The organism is Paenibacillus sp. B2(2019) (genome assembly GCF_008370385.1).
In the GTDB taxonomy this organism is placed as follows: Bacteria; Bacillota; Bacilli; order Paenibacillales; family Paenibacillaceae; genus Paenibacillus_AQ.
In genome coordinates this window covers 796,926-815,420 of sequence record NZ_VTZR01000002.1, presented here as the reverse complement: position 1 = coordinate 815,420, position 18,495 = coordinate 796,926, and the positions used below count along the sequence as shown (strand labels likewise).

General features: G+C 42.2%; 17 protein-coding genes and 1 pseudogene. 1 reads left to right on the top strand and 17 read right to left on the bottom strand.

The annotated features are described in order from the left end of the window. Nucleotides 1-14: 14 nt before the first annotated feature. The 11 genes from PAENI_RS04110 to PAENI_RS04060 form a co-directional block, all read right to left on the bottom strand. A complete protein-coding gene (locus tag PAENI_RS04110) occupies nucleotides 15-887 on the bottom strand; it encodes a PRD domain-containing protein (protein WP_149644323.1) in 873 nt (290 codons plus the stop codon). A 214-nt stretch (nucleotides 888-1,101) separates the two neighbouring features. Continuing rightward, entirely contained in the window at nucleotides 1,102-1,488 is a 387-nt protein-coding gene (locus tag PAENI_RS04105) for a DivIVA domain-containing protein (protein ID WP_042187755.1), read from the bottom strand. Between the two features lie 93 nt (nucleotides 1,489-1,581). Then, nucleotides 1,582-1,941, bottom strand: a complete 360-nt coding sequence (locus tag PAENI_RS04100; protein ID WP_042187753.1) for a replication termination protein — start codon at nucleotides 1,939-1,941, stop codon at nucleotides 1,582-1,584. Between the two features lie 307 nt (nucleotides 1,942-2,248). Beyond that, the gene (locus PAENI_RS04095) at nucleotides 2,249-3,265 is read right to left on the bottom strand and encodes an extracellular solute-binding protein (protein ID WP_149644322.1); all 1,017 of its coding nucleotides are present in this window, start codon (nucleotides 3,263-3,265) and stop codon (nucleotides 2,249-2,251) included. Nucleotides 3,266-3,374: 109 nt separating this feature from the next. Next, nucleotides 3,375-4,457, bottom strand: a complete 1,083-nt coding sequence (locus PAENI_RS04090) for an ABC transporter ATP-binding protein (RefSeq protein ID WP_042187748.1) — start codon at nucleotides 4,455-4,457, stop codon at nucleotides 3,375-3,377. Between the two features lie 23 nt (nucleotides 4,458-4,480). Beyond that, nucleotides 4,481-6,136, bottom strand: a complete 1,656-nt coding sequence (locus PAENI_RS04085; protein ID WP_076286420.1) for an ABC transporter permease — start codon at nucleotides 6,134-6,136, stop codon at nucleotides 4,481-4,483. Between the two features lie 91 nt (nucleotides 6,137-6,227). Beyond that, a complete protein-coding gene (locus PAENI_RS04080; RefSeq protein ID WP_149644321.1) occupies nucleotides 6,228-7,265 on the bottom strand; it encodes an ABC transporter substrate-binding protein in 1,038 nt (345 codons plus the stop codon). A gap of 22 nt (nucleotides 7,266-7,287) precedes the next feature. Next, a complete protein-coding gene (locus PAENI_RS04075; RefSeq protein ID WP_149644320.1) occupies nucleotides 7,288-8,076 on the bottom strand; it encodes a DUF3919 family protein in 789 nt (262 codons plus the stop codon). Between the two features lie 70 nt (nucleotides 8,077-8,146). Continuing rightward, the gene (locus PAENI_RS04070; RefSeq protein ID WP_149644319.1) at nucleotides 8,147-9,553 is read right to left on the bottom strand and encodes a sensor histidine kinase; all 1,407 of its coding nucleotides are present in this window, start codon (nucleotides 9,551-9,553) and stop codon (nucleotides 8,147-8,149) included. Nucleotides 9,554-9,556: 3 nt separating this feature from the next. After that, entirely contained in the window at nucleotides 9,557-10,222 is a 666-nt protein-coding gene (locus PAENI_RS04065; RefSeq protein WP_076286423.1) for a response regulator transcription factor, read from the bottom strand. A 272-nt stretch (nucleotides 10,223-10,494) separates the two neighbouring features. Then, nucleotides 10,495-11,070, bottom strand: a complete 576-nt coding sequence (locus tag PAENI_RS04060; RefSeq protein WP_076298888.1) for a GNAT family N-acetyltransferase — start codon at nucleotides 11,068-11,070, stop codon at nucleotides 10,495-10,497. A gap of 121 nt (nucleotides 11,071-11,191) precedes the next feature. Here PAENI_RS04060 and PAENI_RS04055 point away from each other — a divergent pair, with 121 nt between their 5' ends. Continuing rightward, entirely contained in the window at nucleotides 11,192-12,082 is an 891-nt protein-coding gene (locus PAENI_RS04055) for a GNAT family N-acetyltransferase (RefSeq protein WP_149644318.1), read from the top strand. A gap of 87 nt (nucleotides 12,083-12,169) precedes the next feature. Here PAENI_RS04055 and PAENI_RS04050 read toward each other — a convergent pair whose 3' ends face one another. From PAENI_RS04050 to hrpB, 6 genes and pseudogenes are all read right to left on the bottom strand, one after another. Continuing rightward, entirely contained in the window at nucleotides 12,170-12,532 is a 363-nt protein-coding gene (locus tag PAENI_RS04050; RefSeq protein ID WP_060624061.1) for a YmaF family protein, read from the bottom strand. Between the two features lie 102 nt (nucleotides 12,533-12,634). Further along, on the bottom strand, nucleotides 12,635-13,573 hold the full coding sequence (locus tag PAENI_RS04045; protein WP_149644317.1) for a GNAT family N-acetyltransferase: 939 nt from the start codon (nucleotides 13,571-13,573) through the stop codon (nucleotides 12,635-12,637). Between the two features lie 407 nt (nucleotides 13,574-13,980). Further along, complete coding sequence (locus PAENI_RS32485; RefSeq protein WP_262495491.1) at nucleotides 13,981-14,109, bottom strand: hypothetical protein; 129 nt, start codon at nucleotides 14,107-14,109, stop codon at nucleotides 13,981-13,983. A 26-nt stretch (nucleotides 14,110-14,135) separates the two neighbouring features. Further along, nucleotides 14,136-15,001 (bottom strand): annotated as a pseudogene (locus PAENI_RS04035) (NAD-dependent epimerase/dehydratase family protein). Nucleotides 15,002-15,232: 231 nt separating this feature from the next. Next, nucleotides 15,233-15,817: a general stress protein gene (locus PAENI_RS04030; protein ID WP_042187728.1), complete on the bottom strand. Its 585-nt coding sequence runs from the start codon at nucleotides 15,815-15,817 to the stop codon at nucleotides 15,233-15,235. Nucleotides 15,818-15,913: 96 nt separating this feature from the next. Then, nucleotides 15,914-18,406, bottom strand: a complete 2,493-nt coding sequence (gene hrpB, locus PAENI_RS04025) for an ATP-dependent helicase HrpB (RefSeq protein WP_149644315.1) — start codon at nucleotides 18,404-18,406, stop codon at nucleotides 15,914-15,916. Nucleotides 18,407-18,495: the final 89 nt, after the last annotated feature.

Sequence of the window (18,495 nt, the reverse complement as noted above, 5' to 3'; positions counted from 1 at the left end):
CTCCTCTAAAGATGTTAGTTGTGTTTCACTAAAGTCTGAAATAATCGGTGTAAGTGCATCGCCAGGAAACACAGCTCTTCCTCCGGGATATCTACACCAAGAGATTTTTGCATCACTTTACCGAGCTTTTGAGATAACTTGTATTCCTCTTTGTATTCCTTCTTAATATGTTTCACAAAAGGATTATCTATTAGTGATCCTTTCAAAATACGTTCCAGCGAAAACCGTAAGTGGATCATTAATCGAATATGATTCATACTGCCATGCTCAAAAGTTATATTCCGTTCTTGCTGAATCATGTCTAGAAGTTCACTCACGATATTAGATGCTTTTACTAACTGACCCACCGATACATTGTTAACTGCGGAGTACACATGATAAGTTAGAAATCCAACCTCGTCTTCGGGAATTTGCACCTGAAATTCAGCATTGATCTTCTCTGATGCCTTGTAAGCGATATCAAATTCCTTCGGAAAAGACATCTTAGTTTCTTGTAAAAAAGGATTAATGATATCCATCCCGTTGCGCAGACGGTAAATGGTGAACTGAATGTGGCTCGGGAGTGCCAAATAAATCTTGTCGTTTAATTTGTCAGGAAATTGACTTTGGATATCAGCAATTATTTCATCAGTTATTCTCATCACTTTGGGATCTATGTCTTCCAGCAATATTTGATACTGACTCCAGGATTCGCGGTCTTCTAGACGAAACAATTTCTCAATACGAGGATCGTTTCCTTCAATCACACCTGAACCTTTCACAGCAAAACCAATGCCTTTACCGATGATGACATATTCCTTGCCGTTCTTGCTTCCCTGAACCATTACAACGTTGTTCCCAATCACACGCTGTACTTGAAATTGCTCGATCTCCCGCGACAAGCTCATCACTCCTTTCCCATATTATCGTCAATTAGGAACAAAAAAAGCCAAGAAATGTCTCATCGAGATGAAGACAATCCTTGGCTCATGCCCTTAACGGTAACACGCCACTAAAATATAAATGATCATTTATGAACATATCATAAATCATGAACCGCTAACTCGTCAATGGTAAATTTATAAATGTCAAGCGCAGCTCCTGAACTCAAAAATTCATGAGTTATAAATAGCTTTCAATTTGGGGAAGCTTTTCTTTAAGCTGACGGACATTGGTCTCCAGTTTTAGAATGACCTCTTCTAATTCTTTTGGGTCGATACCTCTAAGTACTGGGACCTGAATAACCTCAGTGGCTTTTGTTTCTGATTTTAATTCTCGCATCTCCAGCTGCTGTTCTTGCCATTTATCCATCAGATCAGCAATTGTCGCATAAAAACGCTCATAATCCTTGATTACGCTATCTAAAAATGTGTCCACTTCCTCCGCATCGTAACCACGAAGCTTCATACTGAATTCTTTTTCATGTATGGTTAGAGCATCTAGAGTGATGCCAAGTTGGCTGAATAGCTTACGTTGTTTGTCCAATCGACGTTTCATATGTTCATCCATCATTTGTTACCTCCAAGTATATACTGCAATTATCCGGCAGTAACCATTATAACAGGGTGAGAGCATCCTGAAAATATAACTATAGTTCCAGTTCTAGAAGTTATCCGCAACCGCCTTGTTCAAAATACCTAAGCAGCGATCAAGATCCGTCTTCACCTGCTTCTTATATAGCTTCGCTTTCTCTTCTCCATCAGTTGTGAAATGGTATAAGACGATTTCTTGAAAATCCACCTTCGGGTCATTCCCTTTTAGCTGTTTAGTACGATATAAAATCCCTTGCTGTACCAGCTCATGCAGCGCGCGATAAATTTCGCTCTGTGGAGGGGAATATCCATGTGCCTTGAAATCTCGACGTAAATCCTCAAGCATTTGGTATCCATACCCGCGATGTTGTTCTACCATTGTTATAAGATACACCTTGATAAAAGCCCGTTGAGCAATCATAAACGCCATATAAACCCTCCTCATGTTGTGTTTTTTTGGTTAATCTTACCTTCTATAACTCTAGTATAAGCACTATTTTCCAACTTTCACAACCTGAAATGTGGTAGTGGGTTCACTTTTTCCGATTTGTATAGAAATTTAATAGGGATAGATGATGATTTTATTGAAAGTAACTAGATAGAGTTGTTTATTTTGTGATTTTCTATTGTGAATTTTTCATATGATGAAAGTTGATTTTCTTGAGTAATAAATAACGGCAATCGAGAACTTAACCATAAAGTTCTCGATTGCCGTTGAATAATGAGTGAACAATACCTTAGCGTTTATTGGCCTCGTGCCATTTAGCGAGTAATTCCTCTCGGTTCGCAGCAGCGATATCGAATCGATACGTAATCATTAATTTTTCCAGCTTAACAGAAGACAATAGCGGATGGATCTTAATATTCGGCATCACAGGAAAGGAAAATGCGGAATTCATATAATCGGTCTGAGCATCTGTTGACAGTACAAAATCTACCAGCTGCTTAGCAGCAGTCACGTTGTTCCCACCTTTCAAGATCGACACTGCACCTATCTCCCATCCAGCTTGTGGAGGAATAGAAGATTGTATAGCATATCCCGAATTCTTAAATCGAAGCTGGTCGCCCATAAAGCTGATAACAGCAGCAACTTCACCTACTGCAAGCCGCTGGGCAGAACTAATTCCTGAGAATGTAGTTGATGAACTCTGCTTCTTAAGAGCACTCACCAATGCTAGAGCTTGCTCCTCCCCGCGTTCTTGTGCAAGAGAGGCTAGCAATGTGTATCCTGTACCTGAGGTTTCTGGGTCCGGAATTTCAATTTTCCCCTTGAGCTCGGGACGTAATAAGTCTTCGTAGCGTTCCGGAAGAGGTAAAGCTACAAGCTGAGGATCTTGATTCCAGACCTGCTCATTTACACCAATAGCCAATGCACCCATGTATATACCTGTCCAATAGCCCATTTTATCTTTATAGATGTCGGGGATCTCATCAGCAACATGTGATGAATAGCGAATTAATTTCCCTTTGTTCTTGAGCTGCTCATGAAGATCAGCAGGCCCACCGAGAACAACATCAATGCCTGTCTTATTGATCGACATCAAATGGTAGCTTGCCTCACCGCCAGACATGCGAATAAGCTCATAAGACTGTCCCGTCTTCTTCTTATATTTCTCCAACAGAATACGCGCTTCATCCTCTTGAAAAATTACATATACTTTGAGAGGCTGATTGCTTTTCTGGCCAGGATAGAAATATATTAGAAGAAGTATTGTTACCGCAACCAATGACAGGATAATTACCTTTGTTCTCAATTAGAACGTCTCCTCCCGCTAAACTAGCCTATAGCCGCCGTTCTATAAAAAAACGATACGCCAAAAAAGGAAAACGACTGTTTTCCTTTTTTGGAACATCTACTTCAGTTTACGGACTAACCTTTTTAATAATATGAATTTTGTCTATTGCCGCACTCATCCGAACTTGACCATCGAAAGTCTTTTGACCAATATCATAAGCATCGACAATCCATTCTTTGCCCCATTGATCTGCAAGGAAATATCTTTCCTTTTCTCCTAGAAACATCGAGGATTGGACTACTCCCATGATGTTAAATCCACTAATGTCCGGATGATTTAGTCGCAATGATTCGGGGCGGACACTCAGAAGAACTTCCTCACCCTCTGTCAGCTTTTCATCTGTAGTAATAGTAACGTTATCCCCTCCAAAGCCGTAGCTAACTGTTGCCGTACCCTCTTTACTTTGCATGACTACTGCCTCAATAAAATTGGTAGAACCAATAAAATCAGCTACATATTGTGTACGAGGTTTATAATATATTTCATGCGGCGTACCGTACTGATCAATAGCTCCTTTATTAAAAACAACGATCTGATCTGACATCGACAAAGCTTCCAATTGATCATGCGTTACATATATTACGGTTAGTCCAAGTTCCTGTTGAATTGTTCGCAGTTCAACGCGTACCTCTTCACGTAATTTAGCATCTAGATTACTTAGTGGCTCATCCAGGAGAATAATCGGCGAATTCATCACTAAGGCACGAGCCATAGCTACACGTTGCTGTTGTCCACCAGACATTTCATGGGGATATCGTTCTTCAAGTCCGGATAATTTGACCTGGGCCATAACAGCCATTACCCGTTCCTGTACTTCTGCTTCAGGTCTTTTCTTAATATCTAGTCCATAAGCAATATTATCAAATACCGTCATATGCGGGAACAAGGCATATTCCTGGAACACCATTGGAGTGCCCCTTTTATATGGAGGTAATTCATTAACCAAATTCCCGTCAATCCACACCTCACCATCATCGATGGTATAGAAACCCGCGATGGAACGTAATAAAGTCGTCTTCCCACAACCACTCGGACCAAGGAAGGTGATGAACTTCCCCCGTTCAATCTTTAAGTTGATATTTTTCAAGACATGGTTATTGCCGAACACTTTATTCACATTTTTCAAATCTAGTAGTATGTTGGATTCCATCGTGCCCACTCCCTTCAAAATCATTAGAAATCAAATATTTTCACTTTGGAACGGAAGATCAGCTTGATCACTCCCAGTGTTCCAAGCGTTGCACCCATCAAACCCACTGCCACAGCGGCTGCCCAATAATAGGTTCCCGTTTCGGCATAGTTAAAGATCGATACTGCTGCAACAACCCATTTAGGGGTAATTAGGAAGATTATCGTACTCAAAGTATTCATATTTTTCATAAACGCATAGACAAAGTTCGCTACGACGGTTTTTTGCAACATTGGAAATACAATCGTTGTTAGCGTCTTACGGCTACTCGCACCCAGATTGGTGGCTGCTTCTTCGATCGATTTATCCACTTGTTTAAAAGACGCAGTCAAGCCCCGATAACCTACAGGCATCTGTTTAAGTAACATCGCAATGACAATCAATGCTGCAGATCCCTGCAAAACAATCGGACCTTTACTAAACGCAACAATCAGTGCAAGACCAACGAATGTTCCTGGAAGCGCAATTGGAAGAACCGCGCTGAAATCTAGTAATTTTTTACCTGGAAAAGGTTTGCGAACTACTATATAGGCGAGCACTAATGCAAGAGCCACCGCCAGCAACGCACTAATTAGCGATAACACTAAGCTGTTCAAAACGGCTGGACTAGATGAACTAAAGACAACTTTCATAATATGATCCAGTGTGAACGTATTATCTCGACCAAAGTTTTTCGTAAAGGCGAAAAGAATGGTGATCGCAAACATCGAAATAATGAACAATGAGATTAAACTGTTAAAAGAGAAAAGTAATGCATCTGTCCTCTTAGATGTAGTGATCCGTTTCAAACCAGATACCGGCTTACCAGTTATCGTTGAGTAGGAGCCTTTAGATAAAATCTTATTCTGAACCCAGAATACAATCAGTGCAGGAATTACTAAGATAATCCCCATGACCGAAGCTAGTCCTGCCTCGTTATTAATAATTTCTCCGTAAATTTCAACTGCTAAAAGTGAATAGTTCCCACCAATTAGCTTTGGATTCCCGAAGTCAGCGAAGCAGTTAATCGCTACCAGCAAGAATGCGTTAATAACACCTGGGAGTGCAAGTTTCAGCGTAATCGTCCTGAATAATTTAAATCCTCTAGCTCCAAGATTCTGTGCTGCTATCTCCAGATTCGGTGATATAGCGCGGAGCACACCCGTTATAGTCATGTAGGCAAGTGGAAAATAGGATATCGTCTGAACAATCCACAGCCCCGGTAATCCATACAAATCAAGCTCAAAATTAAAGTTGGTATTTAACCATTGTGAGATCATTCCCCCACGTCCAAAAAGCAATAGGAATGCTAAACCACTCATAACCGAAGGAGCTAATAATGGAATAAAGGCTATAAATCGAAAGAACTTCTTTCCTCTGATGTTACTGTAGTGAATCGCATACGCATAAATAAATCCAAACACTGTTGCTGTAAAAGCGGATAATGATGAGCTAACTACCGTATTTAATAGCGCTTTTCCATAACGGGGTTTACTAAAAAACGTTGCCCAATTATCAAATCCAGATGTAAACACAACGACTACCAGCGGATAAATAACAAATAGAATGAGAAATGCAAAGCTAGTCAGTACAAGTACGAGTGACGATGGATCTTTAAAGAGCCTGTTGATCGACTCCCCAATGCCTTTTTTTTCTTTCATAGGGGGCGACTCCCACCTTTCTGCCATCCAATTTGAGGGGCATTACAGTCACCATATATGGTACAGCCATGCAATACCCCTATTGGCTCTTTTATTTCAAATCTTTTAATGCATTTTGCAACTCTTTACGCTGCGATGCTGCTTTTAACAAATCATAAGCATCGTTGTATTTCGTTTTTTTAATATCAATGCCACCTTTAGGAATCGGTACTGATGCTTTAACGGATACTGCGTATGCAGATTGCGTATACAACTCACCCGGTTCATTAGTAAGCATATAGTCCATAAGCTTCTTCGCAGCCTCTGTATTAGGTCCACCCTTAACAATGGATAAAGCTCCAACTTCATAACCTGCTGCTTCTGGAACAACACTAACAATTGGGTTGCCTTGGTATTTAATCTTCAATTGATCGCCTAGGAAAGTCACGCCAATTGTATACTCTCCTTTAGCAGCTTTCTGAATTGGCTCAATGCCAGACTTAGGTCTTTCCTTAAGGTTAGGAAGCAACTGTTTGATATAGTTCAACATCTCATCATCACCCCATACTTGGGCTAAAGAAGCTACTGCTGTATATGCTGTACCCGATGTTGCTGGATCAGACATACCGATTTCACCTTTGAATTTAGGATCGAGCAAATCCTTAAAAGTTTCAGGGTATGGATCACTACCATATTTCTCTTTCCAACGTTCTTCATTAATACCTATAGCGATTGGATTTAGATAAAACCCTGTCCAGAAGCCATCTTTGTCTTTCATATTGTCAGCGATGTCAGAAGCATTCGGAGAAGCGTAAGCTTCCAATGAACCTGCCTCTTTCAGTACTTGGTGCGAATCTGCTGGCCCTCCCATCAGAAAGTCGGCTTGTGGATTCGACATTTCATTCTGTACACGGGATACCGCTTCTCCACTTGGTAAACGTAGGATGTCATAGTCAATTCCGGTTTCAGCTTTGAATTTATCCAGAATTTTACGAGCCTCTTCCTCTTGAAAAATGGAATATACGGTAATTTTTTTGATTTCTTTACCGCCAAATACTCCTGATTTATACATGAAGAACCCCGCTACCAACACAACTACTATGACTGACAATAAAATGACTGACTTACTGTTTTTTTTCTTTCTCGCCATAGACTAAACCATCCCTTCAAGATCAGTATGAGGCATTATTTAGTTTGAAATAGACTCTTTGATTGGTCTCATCCAGAAGGTCATAGACCACGAAGTAAGCGCCGTTATAGCGATCCACATGGATCCAGTGCTTTTTCACTCGATAATCATTCGTGAGCTGAATGACAAAGTGAGCATCGGGTGTACGTTGCAAGTCATCAAAATGGCTGAAATCGATAATACGCTCTGCTGCACGAATCTGAGATATCAACGCCTTCCTCTCAACCTGAGTGAGAGCCGTAAGTACTCCCTGCTGTAGCGTGAACACATCATTAATCTCGTTTTCTACAGCAGATCCAATACTCGACGTTGTTAACATCTTATCGATGAGTGTACTTTGCAGCTTGCGGATAGTAGCACTTACATTAAGCGAATTAACTGACTCCGCACCGAAGTGAAACGCATTCGTTTCCACTTGAAAAGGAATATCTTCTTGATCCAGATAGGCCATCGTTCCCGTCAACAGAAGTCTCGGAACCAACTGTTGTGGACGCTGCATTCCTGATGATAACAACCCAGAAAAAGTAGATCTCAATTTCAGCAATTCCTTCGGATCCTCAATGGATATCGTCCCTAGGCCTGGATACGTAATATCCACGCGCATCGGAACACCAGCAATCCGGTCAAGCTGATCCTCCTGTCGAGGTACAACATGCACTTCATCAAGAGGTATTCGAAAAGTGTAAGCGCACATGCCGATTAGCAGACTGCCTATGATGACTTGTAACAAGATGAGGCGAAACCATGAAAGCCCTTTCTTATCCTCTGGCACTTACTTTAACCTCCTCATATATCAGAAAAATTTTAAATTTGTATCAGTTTTGTAACAGCGCTTACATTTGTTATGTTAAGGGGAATCTCAGCTGAATCTCTGTCCCCTTCTTCTCCGAGCTAGTAATGACGATACTCCCTCCTTGAAGTTCCATAAACTGTTTACATAGAGGTAATCCTAACCCATGTGATTCGTTTGAAATAATACGATCCTGTTTCTCTGCCGAGGGAAGAAATAATATACTTTGTAATTGTTGCGATATCCCTCTCCCGTTATCTATGATACGAACCAGCCCAAAGCCCTCATGCTCCGTTAACTCGATATAGAGATTTGTGCATTCGCTATGCTTAATGGCGTTATCAATCACGTTAAATAGAACTTGCTGAGTTCTCTTGGGATCTAAATTCACTTCACAAGATGAGATCTTTAGCGTGGTAACAATCGCGGATTTTTGAAGGGTCGGCTCTAAGATACGTAGACTATCCATAATGACAGCCCCTAAATCAGTACACTCCAGCTTGATACGCCAAGCCTCATCACCAATCAGGGAGGTCTGTAACAAATCCTCAACCATATTTAACAACCGAGTACTCTCTTTACGGATATAGGTATTACATTCCTGTATATCATCCTTCTTATTCATTCTCTCAATTAAATCCGAAAACCCGATAATCGAAGTTAATGGTGTTTTTAATTCATGAGTTATGTTGTCGTAGAAAGCTTTCTGCTTTCCCTGTTCATACTTTAACATTTTGATATGATGTTGCAGCGCATCCGACATATGATTGAAATCCTTGGCTAATTCTCCTACCTCATCCTGACTACTCGCCTGTATCTTTCTGCTAAAATCGCCAATTGATACAAGCTTAAGCGCCTGCTGCAAGGCATGTAGAGGCCTTACCAACAAAGATGAGAATGAATAGCTGACCATAAGCGAAAAAATTAAACATCCTACAGCTGCAGCGATGAACCATGTGCGCATCTGGTTTAATGTCTGTAAATTCTCATGGAGGTCCAATAAATATCGAAATCCACCCACAATTTCTCCTTCATACCAGAAGGGAACTGAGTAGATTAGATATTGTGTACCTTCACCTGCAGTTATGACCGTTGCGGCATTCCCAGTAAGCGCTTTCTTAATATCGTTACGTTTAAGTAAGTTTTCTTTATCACTGCTGCTCCCAACAATCGTCTCATCTAGTGCGAATAGTTGTACTTGAAAATTGCTGTTTGACGCCAAATGTGACGCAATAAAGGGGGCGTACTTACCTGAAAATAATTGTTCTATATTAATTTTCTGATCACTGACAATCTTCAATGCCTCAATACGATGCAAGCCAAAATACTGACTTAACGTCTGAGTATCCCGTTTAATCATACTTTGGTTAAGCGTATAATTAACGATAAAAAACATCGCTGTGAGCAGCATAACAATCGTAACGGCATGCTGAATAAACATTTTATTTCGCAGCCCCATCTTCTATACCTCCAGCTTATAGCCTGTCCCATGTATAGTGGCGATCAGGTGCTCGTTGGGTTTCATTTTCTCCCTAAGACGGTTTACCACCATGTCCACGGATCTTGTATGCCCATAATAATCGTAACCCCAGACCTGATCAAGCAAGTCTTCGCGAGTGAAAACCTTCTTAGGATGAGCACATAAGAGCCACATGAAGTCAAACTCTTTACTAGTTGTCTTAAGCCATTGTTCCCCTATCTTACAGGTACGTCCATTCTTATCAATTTCAATTGGTCCAATCTTGATCACTTCAGGAGGCGCTACCATCTTCATTCGTCTCATAACTGCCTTAATGCGTTCGATAAGTTCCCTTGTCTCAAAAGGTTTCGTTAGATAATCATCTGCTCCCAACTGAAAGCCAAGGATTTTATCATTCATTTCATTCTTAGCGGTGAGCACGATTACCGGGACTGACTTATACTGTTGTTGAAGCATTTGAAGAAGCTCGAACCCGGAACGGTCAGGTAACATAAGATCTAACAGTATTAAATCGGCAGACCATGTTCCAAGTTCATCCCACGCCTTAGTCACCGTTCCTACAGCTTTCGTCTGATACCCTTCCACCTCTAAGCTCAATTTTAGCAGCATTTGAATGCTGGGATCGTCTTCAATAATTAAAATATTCATACGTAGCCCTCTTTTCCTTAGATGCTATTTTACACTGAACTTTCATATTTTTAGTTACCCTCTTATAATACCGGATATCATTCAATACGAAAACGCTTTCCATTTATCTACAATTAGAAATACAAATCAAATAATTGACTATAAACTTACAATTTATATGTCTAGTACAATAAAAACCACAAAAAAACCCCCATATAATGGGAGCGTTACGGATTCAGGATTTTGTAGAACGGACTATACCACTCGAAAATCCCTTGATCGAGCGATTGCGCTCATGATTGTTCATCTCTGTTTTTCTCCATAAATTCTTCCTTCGTCAATCCAAACAATATCAAATCATAATATCGTCCGTTCGTGTAAATGACTTTCCGTCGCACACCCTCTTGCACGCAGCCGACTTTCTTTAACATCCCTATAGAACCTTCATTACCTTCAAGCGCACATTCATTGAATTTATTTAGCCGTCGCTCGAAAAAAGCATATTTTAAGAGGATGGTTATAGCTCTCGTTCCATACCCTTTACCTCGATGATCTTTATCCACCTGCACACCAATGCTGAACGTACCATTTTTCTCGTCAATGCTATTGAGATTTACGCCTCCAACATTTTCACCATGCAAATCTTCGATCGTAAACATTAGTCTATTCGATGAGAATTCAGCGTAAGTCTCCGCAAAATTTTTAGCTTCGGCAATGGTGGGTGGTAGTTCAACTGCACATTGTAAGAGTCGTCGTGCTGGGGTATCAAAACGATTCGTATAATAGCCTTCCCAATCCCCTTCTTGTATTGATCGTAATCTTATTTTCTCGTCTTTCCAATAATAATTACTATAATCTATCTCTCTCATTTTCTAGCCTCCAAATAATTTCGGGATTGTTTTTTTATAATAAACATTACTTTAGAACGTTGTAGTAAAATATAACCATTAAACGTGACTATGAAAAACACTTTGGAAAAGAGGCATACTTATGATCCATTACCAATTGATCAGTGATTATAAGCATATCGAAAAATATAAAGAAAGCTTTAATGCCTTAGCTAAATCGATCTTCGGGATTGATTTCTCGCCATGGTATGAACAAGGAGGCTGGAGTGACAAATATATTTGTTATTCCTATATCGATGGGGACCATGTGATCGCAAATGCGTCCATAAACAAAATGACGATTCTTATAAATCAAAAAGAGTATAACGCCATTCAAATTGGCACTGTAATGACACATCCTGATTATCGCATTCAAGGATTATCCAGGAAATTAATAGATCATATTATCGCGAAGTACGAACATGAATATGACTTCATCTACTTATTTGCAAATGACAGTGCTTTGGACTTTTATCCTAAATTCGGGTTTGAGCGTATGCAAGAAAGCAGCTTTTCTATTAACGCTTCTCATCTTAGAAATCAAACGTCTAAAACCCACTCTGTTCGGCCCTTATCTATGAATAACTCCGTTGATTTCAGCATGATAAAAAAATTCGCTGAAGAAAAAGTTCCGGTGTCCTCTATACTCAGCGTTGTAAACAATGAACATCAGCTGCTGTTTTATTTTATCCTTCCTTTCCATGATTCTTTTTACTATATTGAAGAAGCTGACGTCGTAGTGATCTTTAGACATGAGGAGCATCAGCTTCGTATTTTTGATATTATCAGTACTTCACACATAGATATCAGCGTGATATTGAATAGCATTATTTCACCTGAAACGGAGGTTATTCATTTTTATTTCACACCTGATTATCCCATAGATCATATAGAGTCAGCATTAATTTCCCAGAGTGAGGATGTGTTATTTGTGCGTCCACTTTTAAAAGAACTACCTAAACATTTCATGTTCCCCATAACCTCACATGCCTAGATGAGATGAAAAAGGCTGCCATCCGGCAGCCTTTTTTTATTTGCTCTTTCATTCCTTGAGAGCTTCATTTCATACCAGATTTATTCATTAAACAAGTGGAGCTTGAATCAATGTTGCGAAATTGAATCGATGGACATGACCATCATTTAATGTAGTTTGGCCAGATACAAAATGTACGTGCTTGCCATTTCCTACTGAAATAGCCGGGCCTGTTCTTATCTTTTTAAGATTATGAAAATGGTTAACGAAATCAGTTCTACTAAGATCAATTTCATGAATATGGCTATTACCTACTCTAATCGCCTGCCCAGTAACACCTGCAAAGCGATGGTTATGTCGATCTGCACCTTCTTCAGCCAATTTCGTACTACCTTCAAATTCATGTACATGTCTCTGCGCATATTGAGAATATAATGTTTTCTTCTTAAGAGTAGCTTTTTTCTTTACCATCTGTTGTGAACCTCCCTATAAACATGGACTTCACAACATTCTATTAAGAAATCACATTTTAAGTTCTAGGCAAGTGTCTAAGTAACCATTATGATTTGTTCGCTAATCCATTCCAGGAATATACATGCTCTGTATCTCTTGTACTCCTGGAACAAATCCTAGATTGGTATAAACAGACTCCGCATGATTACCTTCCATGACATATAATCTAAGGAAAGGATACTTATCTTTAAGAAGACTTAGTCCTCTTTTCAACATCAGTGTCGCTATCCCTTTGCCTCTATAACCGGGCATTACACCAATACTATAAACTGCTGCGTAATCTCCTTGTAAGCCCAAGAGACAATTCGCAATTAACTGTCCCGATTTCCTATCATACACAAGCGTTGACGCGGTAAGTAATGATTCATTCGTATAATTCGGTTCTTCACTTGGAATAAAATCTTCATAGGAAAATTGCTTTCTTCTAGTCGCTTCGAGACTTCCGGCAAAGCTAGCGTAGCTGCATTCGGCGATCTGATCTTCAAGAATAAAGCGTTTAGCTCCTTTTCCATCCTCTTCGATCTGTGGACTTTCAATTCTAAATTCTTCGTTCCATTCCACCTCAAAATGATCTGTAGGACGCTGCATCCAGCGACATCTGAACTCATCAGGCCAAAATCCTGCCCGCGCAAATAAATGAACTTGATCCGGTAGAACCTCGAAGGTTTTTATAGGCTCCGTTCGATCAGACCAATATATCAAAAGCTTTTTTAGAAGTTTAAGCACCACAAATGTATCGTTAAACGGTGGAATAACAAATAAATGATAGATCCGATTAGGTGACATCCTTACTCCACCTATTTTAGTCTCCCCTTTATAGATCCAAAAAGCATTCTTTTGGGCAGAATTGAACCCATCTTCTCTAAAAAAGCCAATATATTGAATATTATAATAAATGGAGCAATACACTCCCCACTCTTCCGATTCAGCCCTATGAATTGAATAATCATTACTTAACTCATAAGATATTTCATCCTCAGACCATCCGATTAATTGCATGTACAATTCCTCCTCGCTGCTACTTTACCTTCTATTTTCTATAGTATCACTTCTTAAAGTAAATGATTGGTAATAAACACTTATAATGATTATTTACTAAACTACAGCAAGTGTAATTGCATCTGGAAGTCCAATATATAAGAAGAAACCTTATAATATAAAAAAACTGCCTATTGGCAGTCTTTTCCTTAATAAATTCTAGAGCATAGCCAAATGGCGGTTCCCACAGCGATAATACCTGATAACGTTACAAATAGGACATACCCTCTCTTTGTTCTAGTAACCGTGTGATTATCATAAAATTCAGGTTTTCGTACGATTCCAAACCATAGATCCGCGATTAAATTCACGACCACTAGAGAGAAATTTTTTATTACCCCCACGTCATCACTCCTTTTCAACTTTAGCTAACCAATTTTATTATTAATTTCATTTAGTGACTCATTCATTTCGTCCATTTTCTTGATCATCGCATATTGATTGCTAATCATCATGATTAAACCAATAAAGAACAAAATCACAAGAAGTAAACTCATACTGCACTTCCTTTCAGTAGCTGAATTCATTCACTCTGGAGATTCAAGCTTCGAGCAAATCCTGACCTCCATGACGGATACAGTGGACTCCATTCGTAATCCATTCGAGCTTTCGTATTGGAGGCTCCGCGTTCCCATCCTTCTCTGCCTTCTTGAACATTAGGAGCAGGAGCACCTATGGCATCTAAATAAGCTGATAACCAATCCAATCCTTTAACAGGCTCGTCGTCTACGATGTTCACAGGGCCTGAAGGCCAGTTCAGAGCAAGCACCGCTGCGTTAGCTGCATCCTCCACATGTAGGAATGATACAACTGCATCTGTCGCTGTCATTCGTTCTTGACGAATTTCCTCTGCCATATAGCCATTAGTGTCATACCATGTTCCTTGGCCGTACAACATTCCATACCGCAAGATCACATGATTGGGGATCTCGGCAACTGCTTTCTCTAGTGAGTATATCCCTCAATCGTTCTTCTCCGAGGCTCTAAAGCCTTAAGATCTAAAGGAGTTTCCTCCGTAGCTGGCTCCTCTCCAGCTTCATAAGCCCATGAAATACTTTGTGCAATGATTTGCTCCACGCCAGCTGCAAGGGATGCATCCACAATATTTCGTGTTCCTTCTATTCTTATCCTGGAATTATCTGAGAAATTCCGCTGACTTAGTGAAGTTAGCTGATGGATAACCACTTCTGGCTGTGCTTTGTGAATGGACGCAAATATGGCCTCTCGATCGAAGACATCCGCGATTACCGCCTGTGCTCCACACTTCTCAATAAATGCTCTATTTTCTTCCTTATGGGTCATTCCGACAACCTCATGCCCCGCTTCTAATAACTTAGGTAGCAATAGCCGTCCAATCACGCCCGCTGCACCAGCTACAAATATCTTCATTTAAGCCCTCCTTTAGAACAGCTCCTAAAGCATAAACATTGCTATGTGTATCAGAAATAACTGCCGGTATCTACTTTGTTCCTTTTCCGTTATCTCTAAAATGCCTATTAATAATTTGGATTATTATCCATATCATACCACATGTATAATAAAGACTGCACCTCACAGCTTATCGCTAGGAGGTGCAGTCTTTAATGGATTGTTTATAGTAAAAGTAGGTCGATTAACATTTTAGATTTTATCGCGGTTGTAAACTTCAGCCGTTCGGTCTGCTCTGTTAGCCATCGAATTACCTAGTCGAGTGTCTTCGTTATAGACGCCTTCGTAACGCTGAGCATTTAGTGAGCGATTGTCTCGGAACACATCATGCGCTTGATACCCTCGTCCATTATCCTCAACAAGCACAAGGATCTTGCCACTTTCAACGTATCCTTCGTACTCTTTTGCCTCATCCTCAGGAATGCCAAGACCGATCAAGCCACCAACTAAGCCACCTGCACCTGCACCCACGGCTACACCTGTTAACGTTGCCACAATAGGTCCCGCTGCCAGAATAGGACCAATCCCCGGAATTGCGAGCGCTCCGATACCTGCTAGCAGTCCGGTAACACCACCCAATACGCCGCCTGTAGCTGCACCTGTTGCAACACCCTCGGGAGCTTTTGTGCCTGTATCATCCGAAATATGTCTTAGCTCATCGCGATCACGTGTGATTACTGATATTTCATCATTACTAAACCCTTGATTGTGAAGTCCTTCAATTGCTCTGGTTGCTTCTTGTTCTGTATCAAAGATACCTACGATTTTTTTAGTCACTTGAAGCCCTCCTTAGTAATTGTCTTCGCTAGTTAATTACCCTGTAAGCTGAAGACAAAACATCTAATTAAAATTTCAAGTGCACGAAGGAGCCTATTATTTCTTGGGACGTGTTCGATTGGTCGGAATTGCTTGTAAGGGGTCGTCTGGCCAATAGTGCTTCGGATAACGTCCTTTTAGATCCTTTTTAACCTCAAAATAAGTACCACGCCAAAAGCTTGCAAGATCAGAAGTCACCTGCATCGGTCTTCTTGCCGGTGACAAAAGATGAAGCAAGACAGGTACCTTTCCCCCACCAATTCTAGGGGTGTCTATCTGTCCAAACATCTCTTGTAATCGTACCGCCAGTACGGGAGTAGCTGGATTAGCATAGTCCACGGGCACACGCGAACCACTAGGAACTGTTATATGTGTCGGCGCTTCCTGTTCAAGAAGCTGTCGCTGATTCCAGTCCAGCAACCCCTCAAGCGCACGGGATAACGGGATTCGCTGAAGGTCGCGTAAGTTACGCATACCGTGAATGTAAGGTAATAGCCATTCATCAAGCGTCTCAATCAATGCTTCATCAGAGACATCCGGCCAATCTGAACGTAAGGCGTGCATAAACATTAGCCGCTCACGAAGTTGCAGAGATCCCTTTTCCCACGGTAAGATATCAATCCCATCCTCTGCGATTACACTTAGCAGTACTTTCGCTGTTTCTTCTGCGGAGGGTCTTTCATGTGACGTTTCTTTTAAGACAAGAGCGCCAAGCATCGTTCGGCGGCGTTTCTTCACACTTCCACTTTCTTTATCCCAATGCACGTCAGAATCCTCTGTGATGTGATCTATATGATATTTAAGCAGTTGTCCTTCTTCTAGCTCAGCTGCCAGCAAGATTGCACCTTGTGTGGCTCGATCGTCAACAGACGCAGCCACAATATAAGCGGATCGGGCCAGCGGTTGCCCTTCCCGCATGGCCACGCCACGACCGGCAGAGAGCAGAAACGCGCCATCACCGCGTTTCTGCCCGATACGGTCAGGATAGGCGAACGACAGAAGCAGCCCGCAGAGGCTGATGTCGTTCACGGTCCCGCCCGGCGCTGCTTGCAGCTGCGCCAGGAAATTGCGGCTCTCGCGCACCACCGCGCGCAGAGCCGCAGGGTCCGCTCCGCCCGTATCGGCGGAGCGTTCGAACCGGAGCAGCGCCTCTACGCGGAGCGTGAGGTCGCAATCTAGTGCCGCGGGACCCTTGAACAGGTCCCGCTCTTGCAGCAGCGCCGCCAGCCGGCAGGCGAGCGGTGCTGCGTCAAGCTCTGCCGCGCGCAGCAGCATATGCGCGGCTCGCGGGTGCGCGCCAAGCGCGGCCATGCTGCGGCCGTGCTGCGTGATGGCGCCGCCGGCGTCCAGCGCGCCGAGCTGGCGCAGCAGCGCGGTGCCCTGCGCATAGGGCGCAGCGGGCGGCGCGTCAAGCCAAGCTAGCGCGGCAGGATCGCGCACGCCCCACAGCGCCAGCTCCAAAGCGAGCTGCGCAAGATCCGTCTCCATAATCTCCGGCACATTGTCATCCGGAAGGCGATTATGCTCCTCCTGACTCCACAGCCTGTAGCATACGCCCGGAGCTGTCCGCCCGGCCCGTCCACGCCGCTGATCGGCAGAGGCTTTCGATACCGGAACCGTCGTAAGACTTGGCATTCCCGTACGCGGAGAAAAAATCTGCGTACGACGCAACCCTGTATCAATTACCGTTCGCACACCTTCTATCGTCAAGCTTGTCTCCGCAATGGAGGTCGCTAGTACGACTTTACGTTCGCCGTTTATGGATGGAGCCACTGCAGCATCCTGCAAAGCCTGTGGTAATTGTCCGTATAAAGGACGAAGCACTACCCCGTCAGGCAGTTTACCATGTTCCAACTCATTTTGGGTTCTGCGAATCTCCCGTTCACCCGGCAAGAATACAAGTACATCTCCCGGCTGTTCAGCAAGCGCACGTCTCACTGCGGCTGTGGCCGATTTTTCAATCGGAAGATTTCCTGTAGTTGGGGTATAGATAGTTTCCACCGGATAGGTTCGTCCCGGACAATCAATCACTGGCGCATCGCCCAGCATAACCGAGACCCGTTCACTATCCAATGTTGCTGACATAATCAGAATCCGAAGATCATCACGCAGCACAGCCTGCGCTTCCAGCGCCAGAGCAAGTCCCAGATCCGCATGTAGACTACGCTCATGGAACTCATCAAAAATAATCAGCCCCACATCCCCTAGCGATGGATCACTCTGAAGCATCCTCGTTAAGACACCTTCAGTCACTACAACAATTCGTGTATTCTTGCCTACCTTAGTGTCGTTCCGCATCCGATAACCTACCGTCTGTCCAACACTTTCTCCAAGATTGGACGCCATGTAAGTTGCAGCTGATCTAGCGGCAAGTCTTCTAGGCTCAAGCATAAGAATGCTTTTACCAGCCATCCATGGCTCGTCCAGAAATGCCGGAGGCGTTCCAGTTGTTTTGCCCGCACCGGGTTCTGCGATCAGAACAGCTGCCCGTGTTGAGCGAAGTATGTGTTTCAGGTCTGGAAGCACCTGTATAATTGGAAGCTGTTTCATTATATCTCTCCATCGTTTGTAATAATATGTTATGATTTCCTTTGATGTGGTCTAAACCCTATTCATCATGTGCGAAAAAACTTCAAAGA